19 protein-coding genes, 1 tRNA gene and 2 pseudogenes are annotated in these 24,635 nt (G+C 65.4%); 13 read left to right on the plus strand and 9 right to left on the minus strand.

From position 1 onward, the window contains the following. The first annotated feature begins 122 nt into the window (after positions 1-122). From ruvB to queE, 9 genes are all read left to right on the plus strand, one after another. The gene (gene ruvB, locus FHT08_RS03650; protein WP_104536062.1) at positions 123-1,157 is read left to right on the plus strand and encodes a Holliday junction branch migration DNA helicase RuvB; all 1,035 of its coding nucleotides are present in this window, start codon (positions 123-125) and stop codon (positions 1,155-1,157) included. 52 nt (positions 1,158-1,209) lie between these two features. Beyond that, positions 1,210-1,668, plus strand: a complete 459-nt coding sequence (gene ybgC, locus FHT08_RS03655; RefSeq protein WP_104536061.1) for a tol-pal system-associated acyl-CoA thioesterase — start codon at positions 1,210-1,212, stop codon at positions 1,666-1,668. 11 nt (positions 1,669-1,679) lie between these two features. Further along, positions 1,680-2,459 (plus strand): protein TolQ, encoded by a 780-nt coding sequence (tolQ, locus tag FHT08_RS03660; protein WP_016904125.1) that lies wholly within the window; start codon positions 1,680-1,682, stop codon positions 2,457-2,459. Positions 2,460-2,694: 235 nt separating this feature from the next. Then, positions 2,695-3,144, plus strand: coding sequence for a protein TolR (gene tolR / locus FHT08_RS03665; protein WP_016904126.1), 450 nt, complete (start codon positions 2,695-2,697; stop codon positions 3,142-3,144). Continuing rightward, positions 3,134-4,171, plus strand: coding sequence for a cell envelope integrity protein TolA (gene tolA, locus FHT08_RS03670; protein ID WP_104536060.1), 1,038 nt, complete (start codon positions 3,134-3,136; stop codon positions 4,169-4,171). The genes tolR and tolA overlap by 11 nt, the downstream gene beginning before the upstream one ends. Positions 4,172-4,433: 262 nt before the next feature. Continuing rightward, positions 4,434-5,753: a Tol-Pal system beta propeller repeat protein TolB gene (gene tolB / locus FHT08_RS03675; protein WP_104536059.1), complete on the plus strand. Its 1,320-nt coding sequence runs from the start codon at positions 4,434-4,436 to the stop codon at positions 5,751-5,753. Between the two features lie 57 nt (positions 5,754-5,810). After that, complete coding sequence (gene pal / locus FHT08_RS03680; RefSeq protein ID WP_016904129.1) at positions 5,811-6,329, plus strand: peptidoglycan-associated lipoprotein Pal; 519 nt, start codon at positions 5,811-5,813, stop codon at positions 6,327-6,329. A 6-nt stretch (positions 6,330-6,335) separates the two neighbouring features. Beyond that, positions 6,336-7,154 carry a tol-pal system protein YbgF gene (gene ybgF, locus FHT08_RS03685; RefSeq protein ID WP_047127027.1) on the plus strand — a complete coding sequence of 273 codons (819 nt, stop codon included), beginning with the start codon at positions 6,336-6,338 and terminating at the stop codon, positions 7,152-7,154. 42 nt (positions 7,155-7,196) lie between these two features. Continuing rightward, positions 7,197-7,880 (plus strand): 7-carboxy-7-deazaguanine synthase QueE, encoded by a 684-nt coding sequence (gene queE, locus FHT08_RS03690; RefSeq protein WP_047127026.1) that lies wholly within the window; start codon positions 7,197-7,199, stop codon positions 7,878-7,880. A 411-nt stretch (positions 7,881-8,291) separates the two neighbouring features. On the opposite strand, the gene FHT08_RS03695 is transcribed toward queE, so the two are convergent. From FHT08_RS03695 to FHT08_RS03705, 3 genes and pseudogenes are all read right to left on the minus strand, one after another. Next, positions 8,292-8,367 (minus strand) — tRNA-Lys (locus FHT08_RS03695). A gap of 47 nt (positions 8,368-8,414) precedes the next feature. Then, the gene (gene queC / locus FHT08_RS03700; protein WP_104536058.1) at positions 8,415-9,089 is read right to left on the minus strand and encodes a 7-cyano-7-deazaguanine synthase QueC; all 675 of its coding nucleotides are present in this window, start codon (positions 9,087-9,089) and stop codon (positions 8,415-8,417) included. A gap of 232 nt (positions 9,090-9,321) precedes the next feature. Continuing rightward, a pseudogene (locus tag FHT08_RS03705) lies at positions 9,322-9,836 on the minus strand (LysR substrate-binding domain-containing protein); the annotation flags it as partial. Between FHT08_RS03705 and FHT08_RS03710 the strand changes: the two are divergent. Together FHT08_RS03710 and FHT08_RS03715 are read left to right on the plus strand one after the other, a co-directional pair. Further along, positions 9,829-10,332 (plus strand): annotated as a pseudogene (locus tag FHT08_RS03710) (LysE family transporter); the annotation flags it as partial. The pseudogenes FHT08_RS03705 and FHT08_RS03710 sit on opposite strands and share 8 nt — an antisense overlap. Before the next feature lie 26 nt (positions 10,333-10,358). Then, positions 10,359-10,784 carry a GNAT family N-acetyltransferase gene (locus FHT08_RS03715; protein ID WP_104536057.1) on the plus strand — a complete coding sequence of 142 codons (426 nt, stop codon included), beginning with the start codon at positions 10,359-10,361 and terminating at the stop codon, positions 10,782-10,784. Between the two features lie 826 nt (positions 10,785-11,610). On the opposite strand, the gene FHT08_RS03720 is transcribed toward FHT08_RS03715, so the two are convergent. Continuing rightward, positions 11,611-13,779 (minus strand): methyl-accepting chemotaxis protein, encoded by a 2,169-nt coding sequence (locus FHT08_RS03720; protein ID WP_166774332.1) that lies wholly within the window; start codon positions 13,777-13,779, stop codon positions 11,611-11,613. 503 nt (positions 13,780-14,282) lie between these two features. Beyond that, entirely contained in the window at positions 14,283-14,489 is a 207-nt protein-coding gene (locus FHT08_RS03725) for a hypothetical protein (protein WP_104536055.1), read from the minus strand. 116 nt (positions 14,490-14,605) lie between these two features. On the opposite strand from FHT08_RS03725, the gene FHT08_RS03730 reads away from it, so the two are divergent. Beyond that, a complete protein-coding gene (locus FHT08_RS03730; RefSeq protein WP_166774333.1) occupies positions 14,606-15,316 on the plus strand; it encodes an rRNA pseudouridine synthase in 711 nt (236 codons plus the stop codon). 1,221 nt (positions 15,317-16,537) lie between these two features. On the opposite strand, the gene FHT08_RS03735 is transcribed toward FHT08_RS03730, so the two are convergent. The 4 genes from FHT08_RS03735 to FHT08_RS03750 all read right to left on the minus strand — a co-directional run bounded on the left by FHT08_RS03735 (position 16,538) and on the right by FHT08_RS03750 (position 20,388). Next, positions 16,538-16,942, minus strand: coding sequence for a response regulator (locus FHT08_RS03735; protein WP_166774334.1), 405 nt, complete (start codon positions 16,940-16,942; stop codon positions 16,538-16,540). A gap of 78 nt (positions 16,943-17,020) precedes the next feature. Next, positions 17,021-17,503 carry a hypothetical protein gene (locus FHT08_RS03740; protein WP_166774335.1) on the minus strand — a complete coding sequence of 161 codons (483 nt, stop codon included), beginning with the start codon at positions 17,501-17,503 and terminating at the stop codon, positions 17,021-17,023. 138 nt (positions 17,504-17,641) lie between these two features. Beyond that, positions 17,642-19,438: a DNA helicase RecQ gene (gene recQ, locus FHT08_RS03745; protein ID WP_166774336.1), complete on the minus strand. Its 1,797-nt coding sequence runs from the start codon at positions 19,436-19,438 to the stop codon at positions 17,642-17,644. A 392-nt stretch (positions 19,439-19,830) separates the two neighbouring features. Then, entirely contained in the window at positions 19,831-20,388 is a 558-nt protein-coding gene (locus tag FHT08_RS03750; RefSeq protein WP_016903711.1) for a Dps family protein, read from the minus strand. Positions 20,389-20,478: 90 nt separating this feature from the next. Here FHT08_RS03750 and hrpA point away from each other — a divergent pair, with 90 nt between their 5' ends. Next, positions 20,479-24,600: an ATP-dependent RNA helicase HrpA gene (gene hrpA / locus FHT08_RS03755; protein WP_166774337.1), complete on the plus strand. Its 4,122-nt coding sequence runs from the start codon at positions 20,479-20,481 to the stop codon at positions 24,598-24,600. Positions 24,601-24,635: the final 35 nt, after the last annotated feature.

Here is a 24,635-nt window from a genome sequence, read left to right on the forward strand (position 1 = left end):
AGCAACGGCCTGCGCCAGCCCGAGACACTCGGCGGCGGCTGAAAAGGGCACCAGCCGTGCCGGTAACCGCTACTATTGTCCGCTCGATTCCCCATTCTCGATTCCCCATTCCCGGCTTTTCAATGGACCGCATCATCGCCAGCAGTGCTACCCGCGAAGACGATGCCGCCGATGCGAGCATCCGGCCCAAGCGCCTGGCCGATTACCTGGGCCAGCAGCCGGTGCGCGAGCAGATGGAGATCTACATCGAAGCGGCCAAGGCGCGCGGCGAGGCGATGGATCACGTGCTCATCTTCGGCCCGCCGGGTCTGGGCAAGACCACGCTCAGCCACGTCATCGCCAACGAGCTGGGCGTGAACCTGCGCTCGACCTCCGGCCCGGTGATCGAGAAGGCCGGTGATCTGGCTGCGCTGCTGACCAATCTGCAGCCGCACGATGTGCTGTTCATCGACGAGATCCATCGCCTCTCGCCGGTGGTGGAAGAAGTGCTGTATCCGGCGATGGAAGATTTCCAGATCGACATCATGATCGGCGACGGCCCGGCCGCGCGTTCGATCAAGATCGACCTGCCGCCGTTCACCCTGATCGGCGCCACCACCCGTGCCGGCCTGCTGACCGCACCCCTGCGCGACCGCTTCGGCATCGTACAGCGGTTGGAGTTCTACTCGCCGCAGGAACTGACCCGCATCGTGATCCGCTCGGCGGCGATCCTGGGCATCGACTGCACGCCCGAGGGCGCGGCCGAGATCGCCCGTCGCGCGCGCGGCACCCCGCGTATCGCCAACCGGCTGCTGCGGCGGGTGCGCGACTTCGCCCAGGTCAAGGCGGCAGGGCATATCGACCTGCCGGTGGCGCAGGCGGCGATGCAGATGCTCAAGGTCGACCCGGAAGGCTTCGACGAGCTTGACCGCCGCATGCTGCGCACCATCGTCGACCACTTCGACGGCGGCCCGGTCGGGGTGGAGTCGCTGGCCGCCTCGCTGTCGGAAGAGCGCGGCACGCTGGAAGACGTGATCGAACCCTACCTGATCCAGCAGGGCTTTTTGATCCGCACCGCGCGCGGGCGCATGGTCACCACCAAGGCCTATCTGCACCTGGGCCTGAAACCGCCGCGCGACCGCGCCCCTGCAATCGGCGAGCCGGGAGATTTGTTCTAATGACGCTCCGTTCGTCGCGCGCCCGGGCCGTCTCGACCAACATTCCGTGCCCATGACATCCGATTCCCGACTCCCGAGTCCCCAATCCCCGCCTGTATTCAGTTGGCCGACACGCGTGTACTGGGAAGATACCGACGCCGGGGGCGTGGTCTACCACGCGCGCTACGTTGCTTTCATGGAGCGGGCGCGCACGGAGTGGATGCGCGCACTCGGTTATGGGCAGGAACGCATGCGCCAGCAGCACGACCTGGTGTTCGCGGTCCGCTCGATGCAACTGGATTTCCTCAAGCCGGCCCGGCTCGACGACGCGCTGTCAGTGTCGGCGGTACTGCTGCGATGCAAACGGGCCAGCCTGCTGTTTGCGCAGTCGGTACGTCGCGAGGGCGAAGTGCTGCTGACCGCCGAGGTGCGCATTGCCGCACTCGGTACCAGCGACTTCCGCCCGCGCGGGATGGACGATGCGCTGTATGACGTATTGAAAGCTCTAGAAACCCCAGAATCCGATTACTGAGGAACAAACGGATGTCGATTGCATTGCTCCTGGCCCTGCAGGACACGGTAGTGGAAGCACTACCGCAGGACGTTGCCGCCGCTGCGGCACAGACCGCCAGCGTGGCGCACAACAGCAGCATCAACTATGTCGATCTGATCCTGCGAGCGAGTATCCCGGTCAAGATCATCGTATTGCTGCTGCTGATCGGCTCGTTCATCAGCTGGGTGATCATTTTCCGCAAGGCGCGCGCCTTTAAGCAGGCCAACCGCGAGGCGGACGAGTTCGAAAACCGCTTCTGGTCCGGCGCCGATCTGGCCAAGCTCTACGCGTCGGCCACCGACCGTAACCGCACCGTCGGCGGCCTGGAGTCGATGTTCGAGAGCGGCTTCCGCGAGTTCTCTCGCCTGCGCGACCGCCGCCGGCTGGACGGGCGGGTGCAACTGGAAGGCGCACAGCGCGCCATGCGCACTGCCTTCACCCGCGAAGTCGACCAGCTCGAGCGCAATCTCGAATTGCTGGCCAACATCGGTTCCACCGCGCCGTACGTCGGCCTGGTCGGTACCGTGTTCGGCATCATGGTGACCATGCACGACATGGTCAGCAGCGGCGAGCAGGCCGGTATCGCCGCGGTCGCACCGGGTATTTCCGAAGCGCTGTTCGCCACCGCCATCGGCCTGTTCGTGGCGATTCCCGCGGTGTGGGCCTACAACCGATTCACCACCCGCGTGGAACGGCTGTCGGTGCGCTACGAGACCTTCGCCGACGAGTTCAGCTCGATCCTGCAGCGCCAGGCTGGCGCGGACGAGTAATGCGCATGCCCTGCGCCAGCCGGCAGCCGGGCGAATGCCCCGTCACGGCACGCACATTCCGGTGCGTGGACGTGGCAGGCGGGGCGTTCGCACACGCGCGTCTGGCGCGGCGCAGGGATTGGACAGGCAAGCCTCTCGCGACAGCTCGCACACACGTATGCGAGGGATTGGATGGGCGAGTCCCTCGCACGAGCCCGCACATCCATGTGCGGGGGATCAATAGGAACGTTCCGCGATGATTTCCGGTATTTCCCGCCGTAAGAAGCGCAAGCTCAAATCCGACATCAACGTCGTGCCGTATATCGACGTGATGCTGGTGCTGCTGATCATCTTCATGGTGACCGCGCCGCTGCTGACCCTGAGCACCGATGTCAACCTGCCCAGCTCACGCGCCAAGGCGCTGGAGAGCAAGCAGGATCCGGTCGTGGTGGTGGTCGCCGCCGACGGCCAGCTCGCATTGCAGCTGCCCAAGGGCAAGCCGCAGGCGATGGACGTGGCGGCGCTGCAGGCGCAACTGGCCGCCATCGTGGCGCAGGACAAGGACGCGCGCGTGGTCGTGGCCGGCGACCGTGCCGCGCCGTATCAAAAGATCATGGACGCCATCGACGTGCTCAAGCAGGCCAAGGTCGAGAAGGTCGGCCTGATTTCCGACTCCGGCGGCACTGCAGGCAGCGATGCACGCTGACGCATTCCCCACTCAGACGGCGCGCGAGGATGGCTGGTTGCGGCCGGTCGTGCTGGCCCTGGTCGTGCACGTGCTGGTCGCACTGGTGTTCATCGCCGGCTGGTTGTGGTCGCCCGAACGCTCGGTCGAGCCGGCAGCGGGCGACCCCAGCATGGAAGCCTCGCTGGACGTGTCCGCGGCCGAAGCGCGGGTTGCGCGCCAGGCGCTGAAGGCCACGCCGGTGGAGGCGCCGCCACCGCCGGCGCCGCTGCCCGAACCGGCACCCGAAGATACCGTGCCGCCGCCGCAGCCGATTCCTGAGCCGCGTCCGCAGGATGCGCCCACCCCGCAACAGGCGCAGGCACAGGAGCGCGTCGCGCAGCCGGACAAGGTCGACCAGGACCGCGTCGACGCACTGGCGCTGTCGGCGGAAAAGGCCAAGCAGGAACAGGAGGCCAAGCGCCGTCAGGAGCAGATCGACCTGACCGAGCGCAAACGCCAGGAAGAGGCCGAGCAGAAACTGCGCCTGGCCAAGCAGCAGGAAGAAGCCGACGCCAAGAAGAAGCAGGCCGCAGCGCAGCAGGCCGCTGCCGATGCCGAGCGCGAGAAGAAGATCGCAGACATCCGCCGCCAGCGCGAACAGGCCACCAAGGAAGCCGCACTGGCCGAGCAGAAGTTGCGGCAGGTCGCCGCCGCGCGTGCGCAGCAGGCTTCGTCGGCTGCCGCCGCCACTGCGCAACCGACGGCAGGGCAGGGCGGAACCAATACCGATCTGTCGGCCAAGTACGCCGCGGCGATCCAGCAGAAGGTGCTGGCGCAGTGGGTGCGCCCGCCGTCGGTGCCGCCGGGCCAGAAGTGCAGCATCAACATCCGTCAGTTGCCGGGTGGCACGGTGATGGAGGCCAAGGTGGCGCCGGGTTGCCCTTACGACGAGGCCGGCCAGCGCTCGATCGAAGCCGCGGTGCTGAGTGCCCAGCCATTGCCGTATCGTGGGTTCGAATCGGTGTTCCAGCGCAACCTGACGTTTGTGTTCACCCCGCAGGATTAGTAGCCCCAGGTCAGGGGCGCGGCCGCATGACCTGCGCTGCGCCCCGGCTGGGATATAGATTCGCGGGGTGTGGTCGACTGAGTGGCGCTCTGCCGGGTGGATATTGCTGCGCCACCGCACGCATGCCCACGCATCTGGCCGACGGAATGCCCGGTGCTTGACCACTCGCTCCACTTTCACGCTGTTTCGTTCACGATTGCGAGTATGTTCACTCGCTGATTGGTATCCCTTGCACACTTTTCCTGCCCGATCCGAGCCGTCCATGAAAAAACCGCTGCGTTGGCTAGCTGCCTTGACCGCCCTGTTGTTGCCGCTGAGCGCATTCGCGCAGCAGCAAGGGCTCACCATCGATATCGTCGGCGGTAGCGCTTCGGCGACGCCGATCACCGTCGTGCCCATGCCGTACCAGGGCTCCGGCACGGCGCCGCAGACCGATGTATCTGCCGTCGTCGGCGCCGACCTGGACCGTTCCGGCCAGTTCCGCACGCTGCCGGTCGCGCAGATCGTCGAAAAGCCGACCCGCGGCACCGAGGTGCAGTTCCAGACCTGGCGCACCCTCAAGCAGAACTACATCGTGGTCGGTCGCGTCATGGATGCCGGCGAAGGCGCCTACCGCGTCGAGTACGAACTGTTCGACGTGGCCAAGGGCGAGCGCCTGCTCGGTCTGGCGATGACCGCACGTGCCAATGCGATGCGCGATGTCTCGCACCAGATGGCCGACGCGATCTACGAAAAGATCACCGGCGTGCGTGGCGCGTTCTGGACCCGGATCGCCTATGTGACCGCCAGCGGCAAGGGCGGCGCGATGCGCTATGCGCTGATGGTGGCCGACTCGGACGGCTACAACCCGCAGACCATCGTGCGTTCGGCCGAGCCGCTGCTGTCGCCGAACTGGAGCCCGGACGGCAAGAAGCTGGCCTACGTGAGCTTCGAGCGCGGCAATTCGTCGATCTACCTGCAGGACATCGCCACCGGTGCGCGTGAGCTGGTGTCCAGCTTCCGCGGCATCAACGGTGCACCGTCCTTCTCGCCGGACGGCCGCCGCCTGGCGCTGGCACTGTCGCGCAGCGGCAACCCGGAAATCTACGTCATGGATCTGGGCAGCAAGCAGTTGACCCAGCTGACCAATCACTTCGGCATCGACACCGAGCCGACCTGGGCGCCGGACGGCGGCAGCATCTACTTCACCTCCGATCGCGGCGGTCGCCCGCAGATCTACCAAGTGGCCGCGAGTGGCGGCAGCGCCAACCGCGTGACCTTCCAGGGCAACTACAACGCCACCGCCAGCGTCTCGTTCGACGGCAAGAAGATTGCCGTGGCACAGGGCAGCGGCAATAGCTACCGCATCGCCATGATGGATCGCAGCCTGGGTTCGCCGAGCTGGAGCACGCTCTCGCCGGGGTCGCTGGACGAGTCGCCGAGCTTCGCACCGAACGCCAGCATGGTGCTGTACGCCGCACGTGAGGGTGGTCGCGGGGTGCTCTATGCGGTATCCGCCGACGCTCGCGTCCGCCAGCGTCTGGTACTGGCCGATGGAGATGTGAGAGAACCTGCATGGGGGCCTTACCGAACCGCGCATTAATGTTAATATTTCGCTGCGTTAAACCACTCATTGGCCCAGAGCCTCCATAGGTATCCCATGAACAAGTCCACCCGCGTCTTGCTTGTCTCCCTGTTGTCCGTTGCCGTGCTGGCCGGTTGTTCGAAGAAGGTGAAGGAAACTCCGCCTCCCGCGACTGACACCACCGCTGGTTCCTCCGTTCCCACCGGCCCGTCCACCTCTGGCCTGTACGGCCCGGGCGACCTGGATACCGATGCCTGCCTGCGCCAGCGCGTTGTCTACTTCGATCTGGATCAGGACTCCCTGAAGCCGGAATTCCAGGCCATCATGGCGTGCCACGCCAAGTACCTGCGTGACCGTCCTTCCTCGCGCATCACCCTGCAGGGCAATGCCGACGAGCGCGGTTCGCGTGAGTACAACATGGGTCTGGGCGAGCGTCGCGGCAATGCCGTGTCGTCCTCGTTGCAGGCTGCCGGCGGTTCCGCCAGCCAGCTGACCGTCGTCAGCTACGGCGAAGAGCGTCCGGTCTGCACCGAAACCAGCGAAAGCTGCTGGTCGCAGAACCGTCGCGTCGAAATCGTGTACACGGCTCAGTAAGAAGCGATGCGCTTTCGAGTGACATCCCTGTTCGTCGCGGCGGCCCTTGTGGTCGCCGCGCCGGCGCACGCGCAGCGAGCCAGTCTCGCTGATCGTGTTGCCGTTCTCGAGCAGCAGCAGGCCAACAGCCAGGCCAACAACGATCTCCTCAATCAGCTGCAGCAGGCGCGGTCGGACCTGCAGGGCTTGCGAGCGACCGTGGAGCAACTGCAGCACGACAACGAACAACTCAAGCAGCAGTCCAAGGATCAGTATCTCGATCTGGACGGACGCCTGAATCGGCTGGAAGGTGCAGGTGGCGCAACCCCGCCATTGCCATCGCCCACCGGCAGCGTCACACCCGCCCCGGCTCCGGCCGCGCGGCCTGCAGCGGCGGCAACTTCCGAGAAGCCGCCCAGCGTGCATGGCGATCCAGGCACCCTGGCCGTTAGCAACGAGGAGCGCACTGCCTACAATGTCGCCTTCGATGCTTTGAAGAACGGCAAGTACGACGATGCCTCGCAGTTGTTCCTGAGTTTTCTGGAGCTGTATCCAAATGGCGTCTACACCCCCAATGCCTTGTACTGGCTGGGCGAGAGTTATTACGCCACCCGAAATTTCCAGCTTGCCGAGGCGCAGTTCCGCGATCTCGTCAGCCGCTATCCCACGCATGACAAGGCCGCTGGCGGCCTGTTGAAGCTTGGCCTGTCGCAGTATGGCGAAGGCAAGAACGACCAGGCCCAGCAGACCTTGCAGCAGGTCGCATCGCAGTATCCCGGCTCCGACGCAGCGCGCGTGGCCCAGGAGCGTCTGCAGTCCATCCGTCTGGGCCAGCAACTGCGCTGAGCCCGCGCGTGCGCGCCTTCGGGCGTGACGCATACTTTGCCCATGAACGCCGCCGCCGTCCCCAGCGAGATCGTCCAGTCGCCGTTGCCGCGATTGAAGATCACCGAAATCTTTCTGTCCCTGCAGGGCGAAGCCGAGGCCGCCGGTTGGCCGACCGTGTTCGTGCGGCTGACCGGTTGCCCGCTGCGCTGCCACTACTGCGACACCGCCTACGCCTTCCACGGCGGTGAATGGCACGACATCGATGCGATCGTCGCCGAGGTGGCCAGCCACCGCGTGCGCCATGTCTGCGTGACCGGCGGCGAACCGCTGGCGCAGAAGCGCTGTCTGGTGCTGCTGCAGAAACTCTGCGATGCCGGTTTCGATGTCTCGCTGGAGACGTCCGGTGCATTGGATGTGTCGGCTGTCGATCCGCGCGTGGCGCGCGTGGTCGACATCAAGACGCCCGCATCCGGCGAGGAACTGCGCAACCGCTGGGAGAATCTGCCGCTGCTGACCGCACGCGACCAGATCAAGTTTGTGATCTGCAGCCGCGCCGATTACGACTGGTCGCGCGAGATTGTCGCCGCGCATGCGCTGGACCGCCGCTGCACGGTGTGGTTTTCGCCCAGCAAGAGCGAAGTGACGCCGCGGCAGCTGGCCGACTGGATCGTGGCCGATCGTCTGCCGGTACGCTTCCAGATGCAGCTGCACAAGCTGCTGTGGAACGACGAGCCGGGGCGCTAAACCCGACCGATAGAACGCCTGCGCTCCCCGCAGGCGGGCGCAGCCGGTCGCCCGCAATCGGCATGTGCCACATTCCGCTGCGGTTGCTGGCATGCCGTCCGTACCCGCCTGACGATCACTGCGTTAGTTGGTCGCACTAGTCCCGAGGGCCAGACGCATCGGCCCAGCTGATCGCCCAGCGCGACGTGCGGGAGTTTCAGGTTTTGCTGGCTCCGCGTGCAGTGCTTTCGCCGTGTTTATTCGCAGCCGTGGTCGCAGCGTTGTGCTTCTTGCGTTGACAGGCTTCGGCAGGCGAAGCATCTGGTCAATCTTGTGACTGTGGGGCATCTTCCCCGGCCGCTCACCATTCCGATGAGTTTTTCAAAGGCACAAAAAAAGCGCCTTCGGCGCTCTTCAAGTTGCTGATGTGATTGGTGGGCCGTGATGGATTCGAACCATCGACCAAAAGATTAAAAGTCTTCTGCTCTACCGACTGAGCTAACGGCCCACTGTCCCGGCAGTGCGCCGGGGTGCGCATTCTACCCTACACCGGCGTCAAGGCGAAATGGCGTAGTGGGTGGGGTCCGGGACGCCGGCGTCGGCGAAACCGGCGGCACGCAGGCGGCAGGCGTCGCAGTGGCCGCAGGCGCGCCCGTCGGCGTCGGCGCGGTAGCAGGACACGGTCAGGCCGAAGTCCACGCCCAGGCGCACGCCTTCACGCACGATGTCGGCCTTGCTGAGGAACTGCAGCGGTGCATGCACGCGCAGGCCGGCGCCTTCCACGCCGGCCTTGGTGGCCAGGTTGGCCAGCACTTCGAAGGCGCGCACGAATTCGGGCCGGCAGTCGGGGTAACCCGAATAATCGACCGCATTGACGCCGCAGAACAGGTCGTTGGCGCCGATCACCTCGGCCCAGCCCAGTGCCAGCGACAGCATGATGGTGTTGCGCGCTGGCACGTAGGTGATCGGGATGCCGTCGCCACCGGCATCGGGCACGTCGATGTCGTCGGTGAGCGCCGAGCCGCCGATGCTGCGCAGGTCCACGTCCACCACCTTGTGCGCGATGACGCCTTGCGCCGTCGCCACGCGCGCGGCGGCGTCCAGCTCGGAGGTATGGCGTTGGCCATAGCGCACGCTCAAGGCATGCACGGCAAAGCCCTGCTCCTGCGCAAGCGCGATGACGGCAGCGGAATCCATGCCCCCGGACAACAGAACAACGGCTTTTTTCATGACGGATCGGCAATCACAACGGAATAGGCGGAAAGGCTAGCAGGCTCGGCGTGGCACGGCGACCCGGCAATCGCTGCGGCGGTAGCAGGATGTCAGGCAACGCGGCTGTGCCAAGCGTGCGCGGGCAGGGTAGCGACCGCATCTGCACGTCAATCGGGTGCGACGTCCTGCCGGCGGTTGGTTGTCTCAGGCTCCGGTGTTGCCTGCCCGCTTCGCGTGCGCACGGCTGATCTCAGCGCAGGCTCGCAGCCGCTGTTTTGCGCAGGGCCTGGCCAAGCTGCTGCAAGGCGTTCGAGCGCACCGCAGCGCACTGCCAATACAGCGGCACATCGCGCCAGCGTGTCGGGTCGATGATGGCCACCTGCCTGTCGCGCACGGCAGGCACGACCATCGATTCCGGCGCCAGGCACCATCCGAGTCGGCGTGCGGCCGCTTTGACAAAGCTGGTCGAGGTCGGCAGGTAGTGGATCGGCGGCGCTACCTGCGTGCGGGTGATGCGGCGGACAACGCGGGTTTGCAGCGTGTCCTTTCGGTTGAACACCAGCATCGGCGCGTGGGCCAGGGCCGTTGCGCTGAGCCCTGCTTGAAATGCGTCGCAACGAATGCGGCCGATGCGATGGCGTGGTAACGCATCACTTCCAGCGCTTGCACGTTGCAGCCCTGTAACGGTTTGCGCTCGGCGGTGACGGCACCGAGCACCGCCCCGGAGCGCAACAGCTCCAGGGTGTGGTCCTGGTCGTCCATCTGCGCGTTCGGCGATATCGCGCTGATCGTGCTGGGCGCGTGGCCGGCATCGGCGTACTGGTGACGCGATGGCCGCAGCTGCTGCAGGGACTTCGCTATGCGGGAGCTGCATTTCTCGCGGCATATGGAGCGATGGCTGCGCGCAGGGCCTGGCGTGGCACCAGCGGGTTGACGCCGTCGCAGGCCGGTGCGCAACGCTGGCAGCGCGCCATGCTGGCGTGCCTGGCATTTACCTTTCTCAACCCGCATGTCTCATCTGGACACAATGCTGTTGCTGGGCAGTCTGGCCGCGCGCTACTCAGGCCAGCTGCGCTGGGTATTCGCATTGGGTGCGTGCCTGGCCAGCATCGCCTGGTTTCCCGGTCTGGGCTATGGCGCGCGTTTGCTGCAGCCGGCCTCCCGCGATCCGCGCGCATGGCGTGTGCTGGATGCGGCCATCGCAGAATTCATGCTGGTGCTGTGCGCACTGTTGCTGCCGCCTTCGCAAGCGCTAACCTGAGGCCCACTGTTGCCGGAGTTGTTGTCATGTCGCCGCTGCGCGTTTCCACCGATCAATCCGAGCTCGATGTTGCGCTGATCCATCGCTACCTGGCGCAGCACAGCAATTGGGCCAGGGACATCCCGCTTGCTCTGGTACAGCGCTCCATCGCCAACTCGCTGTGCTTCGGCGGGTTTCTGGAGGGCGGGCAGGTGGCGTTTGCGCGGGTGGTTTCCGACTACGCAACCGTCGCCTATCTGGGCGATGTGTTCGTGTTGCCCGAGCACCAGGGCAAGGGCTATAGCAAGGTAATGATGGATGCGGTCATGGCGCACCCCGATCTGCAGGGGCTGCGCCGTTTCAGCCTGGCTACCAGCGATGCGCATGGTCTCTATGCGCGCTACGGCTTCACACCACCGCTGTCTCCGCAGTCGCTGATGGAACGCTATCGTCCCGGCCTCTACACGCGCTAGCCGCGATGGCAAGGCTATTGCGCGGCCGCACCGGCATGGGGCTGCGTCGGGGCAGAAAGACGGTTCAACGCGCTGTCGGGCTGCGTGGTGTTAGGCAAGCACTGTGACCTCGTCACGGCACAGCGCCGGCCAGGCATCGGCAGCGCGCATTGCCGCCAGCGACAAATCGCAGTTGCCGCCGGACAGCTACCGATCCTGCGGCAGGTCGACGGCCTCCCACTCCCAGCGCAGCGAGTGCGGCATCTGCCAGGCTTCCAACAGCACCGGCATGCCGTCCTGGAGCGTGAGCTGCCGCCGCCAGATCACGCGTGCGTTGAGACGGGCTCGTCGCCAGTGCGATAAGGCATCGTCGTGCCGGTCACCGCCTGCGTCCCTTGCGAAAGCGCGAGCATGCAGGTTGGCGTGCTTGTCGTTGATTGGGTGATGCAGATCGTGACTGTCGATGCTGGTGTTCAGGGGTGATCCTTCTGCGATTGAGAAGGCGTGCCGAGCGGTGCCACCTGCGCTGCAGACGGTGGCCGGGCTACCCTCCGGCCTGCTCTCTTTCGACCGGCGCAGCGTAGCCAGGCATGGCGCTGGAAACCAGCGCTTTTGGGTGGCTCGAGTGTCTGGTTTCCAGGTTGTTTTGTGTGCACTGAGCGCGCGCTACGGGTGTCTGAGATGTCTGCGTCGGATGCCGGTGGAGCTTGCGGGATAAAACGAAGAAAGCGCCCTGACGGGCGCTTCTTCTTGTGCGATAGCGTCAATGGCTGCGGGCACATCCGCACCGTCGCATCAGCGTGCCTGCACCGACGATCCGATCGACGGCGCAGTGCCGGCCGCTTGCTCAGGCATTGCGGACCTTGCTCAGCAGCTGTGCCACTGGCTCCGCTGCGCGCGTGGCGGACTGCCGCGCCTGGCGTGCGTCGATCTTGAAGATCGCCACCGCATCGGTGAGCTGCACTGCCTGCTCTTCCATTGCGCGTGCGGCGGCAGTGGCTTCTTCCACCAGCGCGGCGTTCTGCTGGGTGGTTTCGTCCATATGCGTGATGGTCTGGTTGACCTGCTCGATGCCGGCCGACTGCTCCTGCGAGGCAGCGGAAATCTCGCCCATGATGTCGGTGACGCGTTGCACGCTCGCCACCACCTCGCCCATGGTCTTGCCGGCGCTGTGCACCAGTACCGAGCCCTCGGCCACGCGTTGCACCGAGTCGTCGATGAGGTCCTTGATCTCCTTGGCGGCGCCGGAGGAGCGCTGCGCGAGCGTGCGCACCTCGGAGGCCACTACGGCAAAGCCGCGACCCTGCTCGCCGGCACGTGCCGCTTCCACTGCCGCGTTCAGGGCCAGGATATTGGTCTGGAAGGCGATGCCGTCGATGACGCTGATGATGTCGGCGATCTTCCTGGACGAGGCCTCGATACCGGTCATCGTGTCCACGACCTTGCCGACCACCTCGCCACCTTGCGAGGCAACGCGTGCGGCGCCGATCGCCAGCTGATTGGCCTCGCGTGCGCTTTCGGCATTCTGCTTGACGGTGGAGGTCAGCTCTTCCATCGATGCTGCGGTTTCTTCGAGGTTGGCCGCCTGCTGCTCTGTGCGTTGCGACAGATCCTGGTTGCCGGCGGCGATTTCGCTGGCCGCAGAGTTGATCGACACGGCCGATTCCTGGATGTTGCCGACGATCTGCGCCAGCTGACTGGCCGTGGTGTTGGCGTCATCGCGCATCTGTGCGAATACACCGCGGAATTCGCCGCTCATGCGTGCGGTCAAGTCGCCAGCGGCGATGGACTGCAGCAACGACGACAGCGACTGCAGATTGCCGTCGGCCGTGGACATCAGGTGGTTGAGGCTTTCGACCATGATGCGGAAATCGAACTGGAAGCGCTCGGCATCGCCGCGCGCGCTGAAGTCGCCATTGGCGGCTGCCTGGGCGAGATGCTTGATCTCGTGATTCATCGCCGACAGGTTGAGTTTGACCTGCGACATGGTGTCGCTGAAGACGGCCTTTTCGCCGGGCAGCGGCTGCATGTCTTCCGACAGTTCGCCAACCGCATACCGGCCCATGATGCGTGCCAGATCGGTCTGCACTGCAACGTGCGAGGCGACCAGCAGATTGGTGTCGTTGGCCATGCGGCCGTAGTCGCCGGGGAATGCCGCCGCATCGATGCGGAAGCTGATCTGGCCGTTGTCGTGATGCCTGGCCATGTCGGTTTGCGCGGCGATCAGGTTGCGCAGCTGCAGCTGCATCTTGTCCATGGCCTTGAGCAGACGGCCGGTTTCGTCGGTAGCGTTGGTGTGCACATCGTTGTGCAGGTTGCCGGCCGCGATGGCTTCTGCGGTGCGTGTGGCCTGGCTGAGCGGCTGGGTCAGGCTGCGTGTGATCAGCCATGCGAGCAGGCCGCTGATGACCAGTGCGGCGATGCCGCCGGTGGCCAGGGTGATTTTCCCTCGATGCATCGATGCAACTGCGGCCGCATAGGCATCCTTGCTGAGGCGGCGCTCCAGTGCAGCGTTCTCGCGGATCGCCGTCTGCTGTGCATCCATGGCCGCTGCGGCGTCGCCTTGCAGCAACACCTGCGCTTGCTGGTTCTGATCGCGAAGGCCGTATTCGAGAATCTGGTTATTGAGCTTGACCGAGATGTCGCGCTTTTCCTGCACCAGGTCGAGCGCCTGCTTTTCAGCCGCGCTGTTGGGCAGTGCGGCCAAGGCGTCGTGTGCCTGCTTGTAGCGGGCGCGGTTCTTTTCGATCATGTCCATCGCACGGCGATTGGCTGCGTCGCCGGCGACCATGACGATATCGCGCAGGCCGATTGCCACGTTGGTATTGGCGTCGAGCATTTCCGAGGACAGCTGGATCCTCTCCATGTTGCTGTTGACGATGGTGTCCAGCTCGAAACGGGCGTTGGACATGGTGACCAGGCCGGTGGCCACAAGCAGGCCCGACAATAGGATCAGGATGCCAAAGGCCAAGCCCAGGCGACGGCCGACATTGAGGCGTTGCAGATATGTGTTCATTACCGCATCCAGGTAGTGCAACGGAGGGGCTCGATGAATGGGTCATCCACCAAAGCGTCTTGCCCCAGCTAGCGGCCGGATTGCGACGAGCTAAAGGCTCGTATTTGAAATTGCTTATATTGAATTCATTGTGGGGAAGAGATTTCCCGACAGCCGTCCGCAGCGGCCTGACACGTGCGCAAGAACTGCGTCTCATTGCGTGTTGCTGGATCCAAGCATGCCAGCGGCGGAACGTTTTTCCGACGTTCTGCGGACAGGCGCGTGCCGCATTTAGCGTGCGGCAGATGCTGAGACAGGATCCGCCACGTGTCGCGATACGCTTGTCTTTGGCAAGCGCCGGCAGCAGTGCAGTGGAACGGCCCGCAATTCGATCGGCTCTGATGCGGTGCGACAAACCGGCCTTGCCACCTGCATCTTGCAGGTCGGAATAGCCGGCTGCTCTTGTCGGCACCGCGCAGCGCACGTGGGGCATCACGCGCGCTGCGTCATAGTGGGGCTTGTGCTCAACCTTCCAGCGCAGCAAGCAACTCTGCATAGAGCTGCTCGGCGCCGCTTTCGGTATTGAAGCGTGCAAAGATTTCTTCGCCGGAGAGCAGGCCGACCCGGACCGAGTGGCAATATGACCCGAAGCTTTCGCCTGCATTGAAGGGATCGTTGATGACGGAGATATGGTTGAGGCGGATCCGGGTGGTACCGAACTTGATGAACATCTGCGATCTCCTGTGTGAGCGCCCAGTTTCCCACGTCGTCGGGCAGTGCAGAAGCCGCCTCACGCATCCGTCGACCCAGCACGTACACTGCCGTCCCCTGAAGCCGAGCTCGCCCGATGTCCGATCCGATCCGTCTCGATAAATGCGTGGCCGCGCTGTTCGGCTGCTCGCGTGGAGAGGCGCAGCAATACATCGAAGGCGGCTGGGTCAGCGTGGACGGGGGCGTGGTCGAAGAGCCGCAAGCCTTGGCGACTGCAGCGCAGGTGACGCTGGCGGAAAACGCCGTGCTCGAACCTGCCGAGCCCGCCACGCTGCTGCTGCACAAGCCGGCAGGGATGAGCGCTGCAGCGGCGCTGGCATTGGCTACTCCGGCAACGCGCAGCGCACTCGACCAGCTCGAGATGCGTGTGCTGAAGCGGCACTTCCTGCGCCTGCACGCGCCGTTGCCGTTGGAGGACGAGGCGAGCGGTTTGCTGGTGCTGAGCCAGGACGGCCGCGTCCTGCGCAGGCTCAACGCCGACGCGACGTCCATCGAACAGGAGTTCCTGGTGGAGGTACGCGGCGAGCTGCGTCCCTATGGCATGGCGCGTCTTGCGCATGGTCTGGTGTATCAACAGCGCAGTCTGTCGCCGTGCAAGGTCAGCTGGCAAAACGAGGAGCGTCTGCGGTTTGCGATCAAGCACGTGCAACCCGGTCAGCTGCGTTACATGTGCGCTGAGGTGGGACTGGAGGTGGTCAGCATCCGGCGCCTGCGCGTGGGCCGCGTGTCGCTGGGCAAGCTGGCCATCGGCCAATGGCGCTACCTGCCGACAGGCGAGCGTTTTTGATTGGCATCCGGCTGTCGGACGCGCGTGATCGCACTGCGGTCGCGTGTCGATGCTGCTGATGCGTTATCTGCATCAAGCGCCATGCGGCCTCAACATGGCGATATGGCTACGGTGCATCGCTGTTCAGGCCGCTACGGCACCGGTGCGCTTTTGCGCGGAAAGTAGGCGTAAGCCGCACCAGGCGAAGGCCGGCCTGGTTTTCTAAACCAGCGCCCGGCATGAGCACTTCAGGGCAACCGCGTATCGAGCGCGAACTGCGTTGCGTATGCCGGTGCCAGACCCGCTTGCTTCATCGCTTATTTCTTGTTGCGCTTCTTCTTGGCGCGCGTCACCAACCAGAACACTACGGCAATCACACCGACGACCAGAATGATGAAGGCCGGTGACAGAAACGAATTGTCGCCCATGAGAATTTCCTGAAGTCTTCGCAGCCAAGTGCTGCACCGACATCAGCCTAGCGAGCGGCTTGCTTGATGGCGTGAAATACACTGCATTCGTGACTCGCAGCGGCGATACATCGCCAATCCCGCAAGAACACCCTATGGCTGCGAGCGCGGTTGCTCGGCATCTGCCTGCCCACGCTGTCGTCGCCATACAGGCACGACTGACGCTGTGTTTGCGTGTGTTGCAACGGCAAGCCGGTAAGTCTCCAGTCGCAGGAACAGAAGCAGCAGCAGCGTCAGGACATCGGTTATGGAGGCTATCGACTCGATGCGCACGCAATGACGGCGCGTGAGCTAAGCAACAACGAGCATCGGCACGGATCGCGCTGCAGGTTGGGAGCCACGTCACGTCCGCTGGGGCGCAGGCACCGTGGTCGCGCAGGTATCGAGCGTTTCGACTGCAAACTCAAGTCGCCTGCGCTTGCGCGCGAATGACTTCATCGTCTGAGATAGCGCGCGCAACCAGGCTGGTGGACGAACAACCAACTACGACGTGATGCGTCTCACCCCGATGCCGACAGTGTCCCGACAGGGGCGTGCTCAGCGCCTCGCGAGTTGAGCGGCCCAACAGGCCTCGCGTCCGGTGGCTGCAGTCTAAACGAGCAAGGCACCGGGTAAATCGGGGCTGCGCCGACAGCGTGTCGGGCCAGTCCCCACATCCGTTGTGCCATGAGCTGCGCGGTCCCCCGGCCGTGGCCTCCCCGTTGCCCACGCATCGCGCGACCAGTGCTACTTCATGCCGAGAGCGTGGGCGGCCATCCGGCTGCGGCTGCCCGTATCATGCGACCGGCGTAGAGGGCACCCGGTGCTTGGCCATCACACTGCGGATCGCGCCCAGCAACTGCTCGGGGGTATAGGGCTTTTCGAGGAAGGCCACGCCATCCGGCAGGATCTCTTCCACATACTCGACCGCCAGTCCAGAGGTCAGCAGCACCGGCAGGTTGTAGGGCGCGTGCGTCGTCTTGAGCGCCAGGTCCACGCCGGTCAGGCCGCCCGGGAAATGGATATCGGAGAACAGCACATCGACGCGTGGATCGCTTTCGATCAGGGCCAGCGCTTCTTCGACCGAGCCTGCGCTGCGGCAGGTGAAACCATAGCTCTCCAGTACAAGGCAGCTGAGTTGTCGGGTGCCATCGCCGTCTTCGACGACGAATACAACTGGCCGTTCCTTGTTCTGTGACATGAGCACGTCTCGTAAGGCAGGCCACATTCTCAGCGATGCGGCAGTGAACCCTTTGTCAACGCAGACCGCACCGTACGCCTACCAGCCGAACGGACCAGGGCCATAGCCGCCAGGGCCGTAGCGCGGCCCGAACAGCGCCCCCTCGCCGCGTCCGACGCTGATGCTGACGCCGATCTGGTGCGCCTTGCCGTCGTCGTCGTAATAGGTCTTGCAGGAATTCAGGTTGACGGCCTGCCAGTTGCTGTTACCGCCGCGGCTGGAGTAGCCCATGCCGGTTTCGACCGCGCCATGCAGCTTGCCCTGGCATTGCTCGGCGCGTTCGGCGGCAAGCGAGGCGGCGCTGGGGCGGGTCAGCGCAGGCTTGGGGCCGCTCTTGTCGCCGTAGAAGGTGCCCGGCGGGTCGGTGCTGTACTCGGGGTCGGAGCGGTACTGCAGCGGGGCTTGCGGGACGCTCAGGTCCAGCGATCGCGCCGACGCCGGCTCGGCGCTGCTCTCGCCGGCCTGGGCGAGCGCGCTGCCGGCGGCAAACAGGGTGGCCAGGAGAAGCAGGCTGCGTTTCATCGGGTGGACTCTTTTGAGAGTGACTGACAGCGCGTGCCAGATCGCCTGGTGAAACTAGCAACGGCTGATTGAATGCGCGCTGTCGATTCTGCGGATTTTTGTGCCGGCGCCGCCACCGCGATGACACATGTTGCTGCATCAGCCCTGCTCGCGCACGATCTCGATCAGCTGCGCTCCATACCGGGCCAGTTTGCCGCCACCGATACCGCCGACACGCGACAGTGCGTCGATGCTGGTCGGCCGCTGTTCGGCGATATTGCGCAGCGTGCTGTCGTGGAAGATCACGAAGGCCGGCACGTTCTGCTCCTTGGCCAGTTCCGCGCGCAGGCCGCGCAAGGCATTGAACAGCAGCAGATCCTGCGGCTGCACCGGCAGGCCGGTCCGTTGCGCGCTGCGCTCGCGTCCGGCAGCCGGGTTCTCGCGCCGCATCATCACCTGGCGCTCGCCCTTGAGCACCTGGCGGCTGGCATCGGTCAGGCGCAACCCGCCATGGCCTTCGCTATCCACCTCCAGCAGGCTGGCGGCCACCAGCTGGCGGAACACCCCGCGCCAGGTGCGCTCGTCCAGGTCGCCGCCGATGCCATAGGTGCTCAGCTGGTCGTGGCCGAGCTGCTTAATGCGTTCGTTCTGGCTGCCGCGCAGGATGTCGATCAGATGGCCGACCCCGAAGCGCTGCCCGCTGCGGTACACGCAACTGAGTGCCTTCTGCGAGGCCACGGTGGCGTCCCACGCGGCGGCGGGCGTCAGGCAGTTGTCGCAGTTGCCGCAGGGCTTGGGATAGGTCTCGCCGAAGCCGGCCAGCAGCACCTGACGGCGGCATTGCATCGATTCGCAGTAGCCGAGCAGGTGATCGAGCTTGGCGCGCTCCAGCCGCTTGCGCTCCTCGGCCGCTTCGCCCTGTTCGATCATCTGCTTGAGCAGCACCACATCGCCCAGGCCATAGCAGAGCCAGGCCTCGGCCGGGTCGCCATCGCGGCCGGCACGACCGGTTTCCTGGTAGTAGCCTTCCAGCGATTTGGGCAGATCCACATGCGCCACGAAGCGCACGTCCGGCTTGTCGATTCCCATGCCGAAGGCGATCGTGGCGGCCATGATGATGCCGTCCTCGCGCAGGAAGCGGCGCTGGTTTTCCGCGCGCACCTCCGCTGGCAGGCCGGCGTGGTAGGGCAGGGCATTGAAGCCCTGCGAGCACAGATGCTGCGCGGTCTCTTCGACCTTGCGCCGCGACATCGCATAGACGATCCCGGCCGAGCCGCGGTGGCGGCCCAGGAACTCCTGTAGCTGCTTGCGCGCGTTGTCCTTCTGCACCACGGTGTAACGGATGTTGGGGCGGTCGAAGGAGCTGACGAAGTGGCGCGCGTCGACCAGATCCAGGCGTTCGGCGATCTCGCGCTGGGTCGGCGGATCGGCGGTGGCGGTCAGCGCCATGCGCGGGATCTGCGGCCAGCGTTCGTGCAACACGGTGAGCTGGCGGTACTCGGGGCGGAAATCGTGGCCCCATTGCGAGACGCAATGCGCCTCGTCGATGGCGAACAGCGCGATGCGGCTACGTTCCAGCAACGACAGGAAGCGCTGGGTCAGCAGGCGTTCCGGCGCGACGTAGAGCAGGTCCAGATCGCCCGACAGCAAGGCGCGTTCGACCCGCTGGGCGTTCTCCGCGTCCAGCGTGGAGTTGAGGAATTCGGCGCGCACACCAAGCTGGCGCAGGGCCTCGACCTGATCCTGCATCAACGCGATCAGCGGCGAGACCACAATGCCGATGCCGTCGCGCAACAGCGCCGGCACTTGATAGCACAGCGACTTGCCGCCACCGGCGGGCATCAGCACCAGGGCATCGTTACCCGCAGCGACATGTTCGACAATGGCTTGCTGTGGGCCGCGGAAGTCGTCGTAACCGAAGACGCGGCTGAGCAGTTCGTGGGCGGGGGAAGACATCCGCTTAGGATACCGCGCGGGTCAAGCCCTGGTCGGTGTCATGCCGGCGGTGCTGCGCGATGGCGGGTCGGGGATTGCCGTGATTTGTTGGGCGTGGCGGGAAAATGCACACCTAAGCGTATGCCGGGGCAGGACCGACGGCGCAGCAAACGGGCAGTGGCCGCGCAGTGGGTGGGCCACGTGAGCTTCGCTCCGTACCCTCACCCCAGCCCCCGCTCCGCGCCCCGGCCCGCGCTTGCGGCGCGGGCGCTCCAAGGCACGCGCGCCCATGGCGCGCCAGCTTTGCCTCCTCGCCCCGAGGGGAGAAGGCTCAGTGTCTAACTAATGGAGCAGGGGTCCAAGGTTTCGGCGCAGCGAAACCTTGGGCAACCCGCAGGGCGAAGCCCAGGGGGTTACTGCAGCAGCGAACGCAGCATCCAGGCGTACTTTTCGTGGGTCTGCAGGCGCTGGGTCAGCAGGTCCACGGTCGGATCGTCGCCGGCGTCGTCGGCGGTACCCAGCACCTTGCGCGCGGTACGGCAGACCGCTTCGTTGCCGCTGACCAGCTGGCGCACCATTTCACGCCAGTCGGCGCTGTCGCTCAGCCCCTGTTCTTCCGGGATCGAGGTCAGGGCGACGAACTCGCTGTAGGAGCCCGGTGCGTTGTAGCCCAGGGCACGGATGCGCTCGGCGACTTCGTCCAGCGCGGCCCACTGTTCGGTGTACTGGGTCTCGAACATGGTGTGCAGCGAGTTGAACATCGACCCGGTGACATTCCAGTGGAAGTTGTGGGTCTTCAGATACAAGGTGAAGGCGTCAGCCATGTAGCGGGCCAAACCGTCGGAGATCTGCTTGCGATCGCTGTCCTTGATCCCGATATCGATGTGTGGTGCCGATGCTGCGGCGACCGGAAGTGCATCCAGTGCTTCATTGATGACGACGGGCTTGTTGGCGTTCTTTTTCTTGGACATGGGAATGATCCTCCTGAGGGAACTGATATCGGGTCACAATAGACAGGCTAAAGGATCTTCTGTCATTCAATCTTTCACATTTTTCCATCAATGAGCGCTATCGACACCGACCTTGCCACCACCTTGCGTGAGCGCCGCCGCGCCGTCGATGGCGCGATGAGCCGCGACCGTGGCCGGCTGCTCGGTCTATGGTCGCGCTGGCAAGGCAAGCCCGGCAACGCGCAGGTGCGGGAGGCGTTCGAGCAGGCGCTGGCGGCATCGCAGGCGCAACGCCAGGCGCGCGCCGAGCAGCAGCCGGCCATCACGCTGGACGAGCAACTGCCGATCGCGCGCGAGGCCGAGCGCATCGTCGCGCTGATCCGTGACCATCAGGTTGTCGTCATCGCCGGCGAAACCGGCTCTGGCAAGACCACCCAGCTGCCCAAGCTGTGTCTGGCGGCCGGGCGCGGTGCGGCCGGCATGATCGGCTGCACCCAGCCACGCCGGATCGCCGCGCGCGCGGTGGCGGCGCGCGTAGCCGAGGAGCTGAAGACGCCGTTGGGCACCACGGTGGGCTTCCAGGTGCGCTTCACCGACCGGGTCGGCGAGCAATCGCGGATCAAGTTCATGACCGACGGCATCCTGCTGGCCGAGATCGCCAGCGACCGCTGGTTGTCGGCCTACGACACCATCATCGTGGACGAGGCGCACGAACGCAGCCTCAACATCGATTTCTTGCTCGGCTATCTCAAGCAGTTGCTGCACAAGCGCTCCGATCTCAAGTTGATCGTCACCTCGGCCACCATCGATACCGGGCGTTTCGCACAGCATTTCGATAACGCGCCGGTGATCGATGTGGAAGGCCGTACCTTTCCGGTCGAGGTGCGCTACCGGCCGCTCGAAGGCGAGGCCGGCGACAGCGGCGACAGCGAGCGTGGCAATGGCCGCGATGGCGAACGCACCGTCAACGATGCGATCGTGGCGGCGATCGACGAGATCACCCGCCTCGATCCGCGTGGCGACGTGCTGATGTTCCTGCCCGGCGAGCGCGAGATCCGCGATGCGCACCAGTCGCTGGAACGGCGCAAGTACCGCGAAACCGAAGTGGTGCCGCTGTATGCGCGGCTGTCGGCGGCCGACCAGGACCGGGTGTTCAACCCGGGGCCGCGTCGGCGCCTGGTGCTGGCCACCAATGTGGCCGAAACTTCGCTGACGGTGCCGCGCATCCGTTACGTGGTGGACCCGGGTTTTGCGCGGATCAAGCGCTACAGCCCGCGCCAGAAGCTGGACCGGCTGCATATCGAACCGATCTCGCAGGCCAGCGCCAATCAGCGCATGGGCCGCTGCGGGCGCATCGCCGAAGGCATCTGCTACCGCCTGTATGCCGAAGCGGATTTTGCCGCGCGGCCTGCATTCACCGATCCGGAAATCCGCCGCTCGTCGTTGTCGGGCGTGATCCTGCGCATGCTGCAACTGGGCCTGGGGCGGATCGAGGATTTCCCGTTCCTGGAAGCGCCGGACGAGCGTGCGGTCGCCGACGGCTGGCAGCAGTTGCTGGAGCTGGGCGCGATCGATGCCGAACGGCGCTTGACCGCGACCGGCCGCCAGATGGCGCGCCTGCCGGTGGACGTCAAGCTGGCGCGCATGCTGGTGGCTGCGCAACAGCACGGCTGCCTGCGCGAGATGATCATCATCGCCGCCTTCCTGGGCATCCAGGATCCGCGCGAGCGCCCGCCCGAAGCACGCGAAGCGGCCGACAACGCGCATGCGCTGTTTGCCGATGCACGCTCGGAATTCGTCGGCATCCTGCGGCTGTGGGAGGCGTACCGACAGGTGCACGAAGATCTCACCCAGTCCAAGCTGCGCGACTGGTGCAACCGGCATTTTCTCGGCTTCCTGCGCATGCGCGAGTGGCGCGAGCTGCATCGGCAGCTGCGCCTGTTGTGCGAAGAGCTGGGTTGGAGCGAAGAGCCCGCCACCGCGATGCTGGCGCCATTGCTGGCCGGTGCCAGCGCGCCTGCGCGCGAGGATGGGCACAACGCCAACCGGCCCACGCGCGGGCAGCTGCATCGCGCTGCGCGGCTGGCACGCGAAGGCAAGCCGGATCCGAACGCGCCACCTGCACAACACGTCTCTGCTGCTGCCGCCAAACAGGCCGAAGCGGCCGAAGCGGCGGCACGCACCAGCGAGCGCGAACGTGCGGCGGCGTATCAGGCCTTGCATCGCGCGCTGTTGGCGGGCCTGCCGACGCAGATCGGCCATCGCACCGAAAAAGGCGACTTTCTCGCCGCGCGGCAACGCCGGTTCGTGCCGTTTCCTGGCTCGGCATTGGCACGCAAGCCGCCGCCGTGGATTCTGGCGGCCACGCTGCTGGATACGCAAAAGGTCTGGGGCATGACTAATGCCGCGATCGAGCCGGACTGGGCGATCGCCGAGCTGGGACATCTGCTGGCGCGCAAGCATTTCGACCCGCATTGGTCGCGTGCGCAGGGGCAGGTGGTAGCGTCCGAACAGATCAGCCTGTTCGGCCTGGTGCTGGCGCCGAAGAAGCCGGTCCATTTCGGCAAGATCGACCCCGCCGGCGCGCATGACCTGTTCGTGCGCCAGGGCCTGGTCACGGGCGAAATCAATACGCGTGCGGCGTTTATCGCCGACAACCTCAAGGTGCTGGAGCAGGCGCGCGAAGAAGAAGCCAAGCTGCGTCGCGCCGGCATCGTTGCCGACGAAGACTGGCAGGCGCGCTGGTATCTGGACCGCATTCCGGCCGAACTGCATTCGGCCAGCGGGCTGGATGCATGGTGGAAAGGCCTGCCGCCGGACAAGCGCCGCAGCCTGCACTGGACATTGAACGACCTGCTGCCGGGCGAAGGCAGCGAGGCCGATCGTTTTCCGAAGTATTTCCCGCTGGGCGATGCGCGGCTGCCGCTGCATTACCGCTTCGAGCCGGGCGCCATCGATGACGGCGTGACGCTGGATGTGCCGTTGCACCTGCTCAACGCGCTGGATCCGGCGCGGCTGTCGTGGCTGGCGCCGGGCTTCGTTGCCGACAAGGCATCGGCCCTGATTCGCAGCCTGCCCAAGGTGCAGCGGCGCAATTATGTGCCGGCGCCGGATTTCGGACGCGCGTTCTACGAGGCCTACAGCATCGCCTCGGCCGACGACATCCGCGGCGAGCTGGCGCGCTTCCTGACCAAGGCCACCGGCACCCAGGTGGCGGCGCTGGATTTCGACGAAGAGTCGCTGGACACGCATCTGCTGATGAACCTGCGCCTGCGCGATGACGGCGGCAAGGTGCTGGCCGAGTCGCGCGATCTGGATGGATTGCGCGCACGCTTTGGCGAGCGTGCCGGCCAGGCCTTTGCCGCGCGTGCAGGGCGCGCGCTGGCTGCCGAGGGCTTGCGCGATTTTCCGTCCACGCCGATTCCCGAACAGGTTGCCGGCGAAGCCGGCGTGCCGGCCTATCCGGCGCTGGTGGATCGGGGCGACGACGCGGCGCTACGCATCTTTGCCGACCGCAACGAGGCGGCGCAGGCGCATCCGCGCGGCGTGCGCCGGCTGCTGGAAATCGCGCTGGCCGACAAGAGCAAGCAGGCGCGCAAGCAGTTGCCGGTGTCGCCCAAGACCGGCCTGCTGTACGCGGCGATCGAATCGCAGGAACGCCTGCGCGGCGATCTGGTCGATGCCGCGCTCAACGCAGTGCTGGCCGATGGTCTGGGCGCGATCCGCGACCCCGGTGCCTTTGCGCAGCGCCGCGACGAGGCGATCAAGCGCCTGTTCGGCGAGGCGATGGAACGGCTGAAGCTGGCCGAAAGCATTCTCGCCGCGGTGGCCGAGCTCAAGCCCCTGCTGGAAGCGCCGCTGATGGGCTGGGCGCGCGGCAACCTGGACGATATGGAGCAGCAGCTGCGTGCGCTGGTGCACGCCGGCTTCCTGCGCGAAACACCGGCCGAGGCGCTGGCCAATTACCCGCGCTATCTCAAGGCGATGATCCTGCGGACCGAGCGCGCCAAACGCGATCCGGCCCGCGACCAGGCACGCATGCTCGAACTCAAGCCGTTCGTGGATGCATTGGACCAGGCGGCTGCGCGTGGTCTGCAGCAACGTGATGAATGGCAGTCGCTACGCTGGGACCTGGAGGAATTGCGCGTGTCGGTGTTCGCGCAGGAGCTGGGTGCCAGGTCGGGCGTGTCGGCGAAGAAGCTGTCGCAGCGGGTGGCTGCGTTGCGCAACTGAATGGTGATCGATGCGCTGGCGATGACGGCTTGCCG

Source organism: Xanthomonas sp. CFBP 8151 (genome assembly GCF_011761885.1).
Classification (GTDB): Bacteria; Pseudomonadota; Gammaproteobacteria; order Xanthomonadales; family Xanthomonadaceae; genus Xanthomonas; species Xanthomonas arboricola_B.